Origin of the sequence: Leifsonia sp. NPDC058292 (assembly GCF_042880955.1) — a bacterium.
In the GTDB taxonomy this organism is placed as follows: Bacteria; Actinomycetota; Actinomycetes; order Actinomycetales; family Microbacteriaceae; genus Leifsonia.
This window is the reverse complement of record NZ_JBHVYL010000036.1, coordinates 24,524-31,226: the sequence shown is the minus strand read 5'-3', so window position 1 is coordinate 31,226 and position 6,703 is coordinate 24,524. Positions and strand designations below refer to the sequence as shown.

Annotated in this window: 5 protein-coding genes; 4 read left to right on the top strand and 1 reads right to left on the bottom strand. The window is 68.8% G+C overall.

The window, feature by feature from the left end; genetic code table 11:
- From ACFVWR_RS16150 to ACFVWR_RS16135, 4 genes are all read left to right on the top strand, one after another.
- The coding region (locus tag ACFVWR_RS16150; protein ID WP_387214316.1) for a carbohydrate ABC transporter permease at positions 1-927 on the top strand (927 nt) is incomplete at its 5' end.
- Entirely contained in the window at positions 917-1,771 is an 855-nt protein-coding gene (locus tag ACFVWR_RS16145; protein WP_387214313.1) for a carbohydrate ABC transporter permease, read from the top strand. The genes ACFVWR_RS16150 and ACFVWR_RS16145, both read left to right, overlap by 11 nt.
- On the top strand, positions 1,768-3,123 hold the full coding sequence (locus ACFVWR_RS16140) for a family 1 glycosylhydrolase (protein ID WP_387214310.1): 1,356 nt from the start codon (positions 1,768-1,770) through the stop codon (positions 3,121-3,123). The genes ACFVWR_RS16145 and ACFVWR_RS16140 overlap by 4 nt, the downstream gene beginning before the upstream one ends.
- A 48-nt stretch (positions 3,124-3,171) precedes the next feature.
- Positions 3,172-4,320: a LacI family DNA-binding transcriptional regulator gene (locus tag ACFVWR_RS16135; protein ID WP_387214307.1), complete on the top strand. Its 1,149-nt coding sequence runs from the start codon at positions 3,172-3,174 to the stop codon at positions 4,318-4,320.
- 50 nt (positions 4,321-4,370) lie between these two features.
- Here ACFVWR_RS16135 and purL read toward each other — a convergent pair whose 3' ends face one another.
- A complete protein-coding gene (gene purL, locus ACFVWR_RS16130; RefSeq protein WP_387214304.1) occupies positions 4,371-6,695 on the bottom strand; it encodes a phosphoribosylformylglycinamidine synthase subunit PurL in 2,325 nt (774 codons plus the stop codon).
- Between the last annotated feature and the right edge of the window lie 8 nt (positions 6,696-6,703).

The window sequence follows — 6,703 nt, the reverse complement described above, 5'->3', positions numbered from 1 at the left end:
GAGCCGCACAGCGGCTCCCGGGCACGTTCCACCCGGCCCGAGGAGCCGCGCGGTCGCCGCCGGCGATTCCGGCTCGGCCCGGCGCTGCTCTTCATCGCCCCCAGCTTTCTCATCCTGGGCGTCTTCGTGCTCTGGCCGATCGTCGTCTCGTTCTGGTACAGCCTGCACGACTGGACGATCGGCGCCGCCGAGCAGCCCTGGGTCGGCTTCGACAATTACGCCGCGCTCGCCCGGGACCCGAAGTTCTGGGATGCCCTGGTCCACACCACGGCGATCACAGTCCTTTCGGTGGTCGGGATCGTCGTCATCGGGCTGGCCCTGGCTCTGGCTCTCGCCCGTGAGGGGCTCGGCACCCGCATCATCCGGTCGGCGTTCTTCTTTCCGACGGTGGTGTCGCTCACCTCGATCGGACTGGTCTGGCGCTTTCTTCTCGACCCCGAGCTCGGCCTGATCGGCGGCGTGACCTCGGCGCTCGGGCTCGGCAAGATCGGCTTCCTGCAGTCTCCGGAGCTCGCCCTGCCCACGATCATCTTCGTGAACATCTGGAAGAACGCCGGGTTCGTCATGATCATCCTCATCGCGGGGCTGAAGGGCATCCCCTCGGAGCGCTACGAGGCCGCGCGGCTCGATGGTGCAGGAGCGGTGCAGCTGCTTCGCTACATCACCCTGCCGGCGCTGCGGCCGACGATGCTGTTCGCGACCCTCATCATGACGATCCAGTCGTTCCAGCTGTTCGACCTCGTCTACGTGATGACCGGAGGAGGTCCGCTCTCCTCCACCGAGACGCTGGTCACGCTGTTGTTCCGCGAAGGGTTCGTGAACTTCAACACCGGCTACGCGGCGGCGATCTCGTGGGCTCTGTTCCTCGTCATCGTCATCATCTCCGCCCTCCAACTCAGAATCTTCAGGTACAACGATGTCGACTGACACCCTCGGCCGGCGCTCGACCCGGCCCGCCGGTCTCGCCGGAACGGTCTCGCGGTGGATCTTCGTGGCCATCGGTCTCGTCTTCGCCCTCGTGCCGTTCATCTGGATGCTCTCGGCCTCGTTCCGCACGGAGAAGGACCTCTTCGGCAATCCGGCCAGCCTGTTCCCCACCGAGTGGACGCTCCACGGCTACCAGGGGGTGTGGGAGCAGCTGCCCTTCCTGCTGCTCGTGTTCAACACCTTGGTGTTCGCGGGAGTCACGACGCTGCTCACGTTGCTGTTCGACTCGATGTGCGCCTACGCCCTGGCCAGACTCGATTTCCGCGGCAGGAACATCGCGTTCTGGCTCGTGCTGGTGACCTTGATGGTGCCTTTCCAGGTCACGCTCATCCCGGTGTTCATCGAGCTGTTCCACCTGAACTGGCTGAACACGTATCAGGGCCTGATCATCCCGCGTGCCACGAGCGCGTTCGGCATCTTCCTGTTCCGCCAGTTCTTCATCTCGATCCCGCGTGACCTCGACGAGGCGGCCAGGATCGACGGCGCCGGGCATTTCCGCATCTACTGGCAGATCATCCTGCCGCTGGCCAAGCCGGCGATCGCAACGGTCGCGGTGCTGAACTTCACCGCTCTGTGGAACGACCTCCTCTGGCCGCTCGTCGTCACCAGCACGACGGAGATGCGCACCCTCCCCGCCGGGCTCGCGCTCTTCGGCGGCCAGCATGTGACCGACCACGCGGTGCTGATGGCCGGAGCCGTGATCTCGCTGCTCCCCATCGCCATCGCCTTCTTCCTCGCTCAGCGATACTTCGTCGCCGGCGTCGCAACGACAGGACTCAAGTGACCGCACCCATCGACGGTTTCCCCCACGACCGGCTGAGCTGGCTGATCGGGATCGAGGACACCTGCGTGTACCCGCCGCCCGGCTCTTCCATGGGCCCGCTGAACGAGTTCTCGCTCACCGGGCACGACGAGCACTGGCGGCAAGACCTGGCCACCGCATCGGGTCTCGGCGCCACGGGGCTGCGCTACGGCGTCAACTGGCCGCTCGTGCACGTGGCTCCCGGCCGGTTCGATTGGAGCAGCCTCGATGAGCGGCTCGAGGTCGCCGTGAACGAGCTGGGGCTCACGGTGATCGCCGACCTCGTGCACTACGGCACGCCGACCTGGCTCGACGGCTCGTTCGCCGACCCGGTCTTCCCGGAGGCGCTCGCGGAGTTCGCCGGTGCGTTCGCCGAGCGGTACCGGGGGGTGGTCGACCACATCACTCCGCTGAACGAGCCGATCACGACGGCTTCGTTCTGCGGGCTCCGCGGCGTCTGGCCGCCTGCGCTCACCGGCTGGGACGGTTGGACGACCGTGGCGGTCGGCATAGCCCGTGGCGTGCAGCGGGCGATCGCCGCCATCCGTGACGCCAACCCGAACGCCGTCATCGTGCACGTGGAGGCATCGCAGATCTACGAGACCGCGGATGAACGCCTCGACGATGAGGTCGAGCTCTTGCGCTCCCTCTCCACACTGCCGACCGACCTCATCCTCGGTCGTGTCGGCGCGGAGCATCCTCAGCGCGGCTGGCTCGCGACCAACGGCGCGGCCCCCGAGCACCTGGCGGAACTGCGTGCCGGTGCCCCGGCCATCGACCTGATGGGGGTGAACTACTACCCCGACCTGACCCCGCGCATCCTGGAGGAGGTGGATGGCGTGACCCGCCAGGTCACCGCCAACCACTGGTCCGACGGGCTGCGCGCCGTTCTCCTGCGGTGGGAGGAGCGGTACCGGATGCCGATGCTCGTCACCGAGACCAGCATCGAGGGCTCGCAGCAGCTGCGGCGGGAGTGGCTCGAGGCGGCCAGCGCGACCGTGCGCGCTCTCCATGACGACGGCGTCGACGTGCGAGGCCTCACGTGGTGGCCACTGCTCGACTTCGTCGACTGGTCGTACGCCTCGGGGGGGCGCAATGTGGAGGAGTTCGTGCTGCATCCCGAGACCTCCCACGACGCCCGGTCGGAGACCTTCGCCGACCCGGCCCGCGGGGTCACGCCCTTCCTGCGGCGCATGGGACTAATCGAGCTGACCGAGCACGAGGACGGTTCGCTGCGACGCACGCCGACCGAGGCCGCTCCGTCGTTTCCGAGGGAACGCGTTGCTTTCGCCGGTGACGCGGACAGCGACGCCACGGCAGCCGAACGGTCTTGAGCTACGGTAAGAATCGCGCGGGCGACGCTCGCACGGGAGGGGACCGACATGCCGGAGCGGGCGAGTGCCAGGCGCGTCACCCTTCGTGACATCGCCGACAAGGTGGGCATCACGCCGTCGGCCGTCTCCATGGCCCTCGCGGGCAAGCCTCGGATCGGAGACGACACCCGCAAAGCCGTGGTCGACGCCGCGGCCGAGCTCGGCTACGTGCCCAGCTCGGCGGCGCGTGCCCTACGCAGTCAGCATGCCGGAACGATCGCGCTGATCGTTCCCACCACCGCGACCCACGTGTTCGGGCACAGCTACTTCATGCTCGTGCTCGAAGGCGCGTCGTCGGTCGCCAACGAGAACGATGTGCAGCTGCTCGTCTCGACCAACCCCGACAACGAGCACGGTCTGGCCGCCTACGAGCGTGTGATGCGCTCGAAGAGCGCCGACGGCGCGATTCTCACGAGTGCCGCGATCGACGACCCGACCGTGGAACGGCTGATCGCGAGCGGGCTCCCGGTCGTGATGATCGGCAACTTCCCCCACCTTCCGGATGCGGTCACGGTGGGGATCGACGACCGCGCCGCCTCGCGCGCCATCACCGAGCACCTGATCACCGCCCACGGCCGCCGCCGGCTGCTCCACCTCACCGGACCGCTCGACCACCAGACCGGCGCCGACCGCCGCGCCGGGTTCGTGGACGCGGTACACGCGCACGGCCTCGAGGCGGAATCCCTCATCGTCGAGGGCGACCTCAGCGAGTCGTCGGGCGTCGCCGCCGTTCAAGGCCTAGGGGAGAGGATGCGCGAATTCGACGGGATCGTCGCCGCCAACGACGACATGGCGTTCGGTGCGCTGACGGTGCTGAGGAGCGCATCCGTCGACGTGCCGGGCGAGGTGGCGATCGTCGGCTTCGACGATTTCGGGCTCGCTCGTGTGACCACCCCCAGCATCACCACCGTGCGCGTGCCGGCCCAGCGCATCGCCCGCATCGCCAGCGAGCGGCTCTTCGAGATCATGGCCGGCCGAGACGGGTGGCAGCGTCACGAGGTCGCCGTCGAACTCGTGCTGCGGCAGTCGTGTGGATGCGCGGCGGCCTCGGCGAGCGAGGACGACGCCGTCGTGCTGCCGGTCGAGACCGGTGGCCGCCGGAGTTCTTCGGCGGCGCGCCGTGCATCCGTCCGTCGCGCCGGAGGTCCTGCTCTCTGAGACCGGAATCCCCGCCGACGCGCGCGCGGTGGGTGGCGTCAGGCGACCGGTCAGGCGACGACGGGGCCGAAGTGCTCGGGCAGCGTCGAGCGGTGCGTGTGCTGCAGCTCCTCGAGGCCGACCGTGAACTGGTCCTGCACCTCGAGCACGGGCTGCGTGCCCACCTCCGCGTCGGTGACGCCGATGCGCACCACGGGGAAGTCGCGCCCCTCGCACAGCCCACGGAACTTGACGTCGTCTTCGCGGGGAACCGACACGATCACGCGGCCCGTCGACTCAGAGAAGAGCGCTGTCGCCGCATCCACGCCGTCGCGCTCCATGATCTCGGTGAGCCAGACGCGCGCGCCGACGCCGAACCGCAGAACGCTCTCAGCCAGGGCCTGCGCGAGGCCGCCGTCGGCGAGGTCGTGGGCGGAGGCAACCAGGCTCTCCAGGGATGCCGCGTGCAGCAGCCCGGCGAGGTCGCGCTCGCGATCGAGGTCGACCGCGGGCGGCAGGCCGCCGAGGTGGCCGTGCACCGTGGCGGCCCAGGCCGAGCCGTCGAGTTCTTCACGGGTGATGCCGAGCAGGTAGATGTTGTCGCCCTCGTCTTGCCAGCCGGCGGGGATGCGACGCGCGACGTCGTCGATCACGCCGAGCACACCCACGACCGGGGTGGGGAAGATCGGGGTCGAACCGGTCTGGTTGTAGAACGAGACGTTGCCGCCGGTGACCGGGATCTCGAGCTCGAGGCACGCATCCGACAGGCCCTCGACGGCCTGCGAGAACTGCCACATCACCTCGGGGTTCTCCGGGCTGCCGAAGTTGAGGCAGTCGGTGACCGCCGCGGGAACGGCGCCCGAGGAGGCGACGTTGCGGTACGCCTCGGCCAGAGCGAGCTTGGCGCCTTGCTTGGGGTCGAGCTGGCAGTAGCGGCCGTTCGCGTCGGTCGCGATCGCGAAGCCGAGGCCGCTCTCCTCGTCGACGCGGATCATGCCGGCGTCGTCGGGGAAGGCGAGGGCGGTGTTGCCGCCCACGAAGTAGTCGTACTGGTCGGTGATCCAGCCCTTGTCGGCCAGGTTGGCGCTGCCGAGCAAGGCCAGGAACTGCTCACGCAACTCGTCGCCCCCGGTGGGGCGGGCCAGACGCGAGGCCGTGTCGGCCTGCAGGGCGTCGATCCAGGCCGGGTAGGCGACCGGGCGCTCGTAGACGGGCCCGTCGACCGCGACCGTGCGCGGCTCGACGTTGACGATCTCTTCGCCGTGCCAGTTGATGATCAGGCGGCCGGTGTCGGTGACCTCGCCGAGAACGCTGGTCTCGACATCCCATTTCGCGGTCACCGCGAGGAAGGCGTCGAGCAGCTCGGGCTTCACGACGGCCATCATGCGCTCCTGGCTCTCCGACATGAGGATCTCCTCGGCCGTGAGCGTCGGATCGCGCAGCAGAACCTTCTCGAGCTCGATGAACATGCCGCCGTCGCCGTTCGAGGCGAGCTCGCTCGTCGCGCACGAGATGCCGGCCGCGCCGAGATCCTGGATGCCCTCGACGAGCTTGTCGCGGAACAGCTCGAGGCAGCACTCGATGAGCACCTTCTCGGCGAACGGGTCGCCGACCTGCACCGCCGGGCGCTTGGTCGGGCCGCCGGCCGAGAACGTGTCGGAGGCCAGGATGCTCGCGCCGCCGATGCCGTCGCCGCCGGTGCGCGCGCCGAACAGCACGACCTTGTTGCCGAGGCCGGATGCGTTCGCCAGGTGCAGGTCTTCGTGCCGCAGCACGCCGACCGAGAGGGCGTTGACGAGCGGGTTGCCCTGGTAGATCGGGTCGAAGTAGGTCTCGCCGCCGATGTTCGGCAGGCCGAGGCAGTTGCCGTAGAACGAGATGCCGGAGACGACGCCGTGCACGACGCGGGCCGTGTCGGGGTTGTCGATGGCGCCGAAGCGCAGCTGGTCCATCACGGCCACCGGGCGCGCGCCCATCGAGATGATGTCGCGCACGATGCCGCCGACGCCGGTGGCAGCGCCCTGGAACGGCTCGATGTAGCTCGGGTGGTTGTGCGACTCGACCTTGAAGGTCACCGCCCAGCCCTCACCCACATCCACGACACCGGCGTTCTCGCCCATGCCCACCATGAGGTTCTTCTTCATGGCCGGGGTGACCTTCTGGCCGAACTGGCGCAGGTACATCTTCGACGACTTGTACGAGCAGTGCTCCGACCACATCACCGAGTACATCGCCAGCTCACCGCTGGTGGGGCGGCGGCCGAGGATCTCACGGATGCTGGCGTACTCGTCCTCCTTGAGGCCGAGCGCCGCGAACGGCTGCTCCCTCTCGGGGGTCGCGATCGCGTTGGCGACGGTGTCGACGACGTGTGCGGTGGCGGGGGAAGCTTCGGTCACGCGGGCAC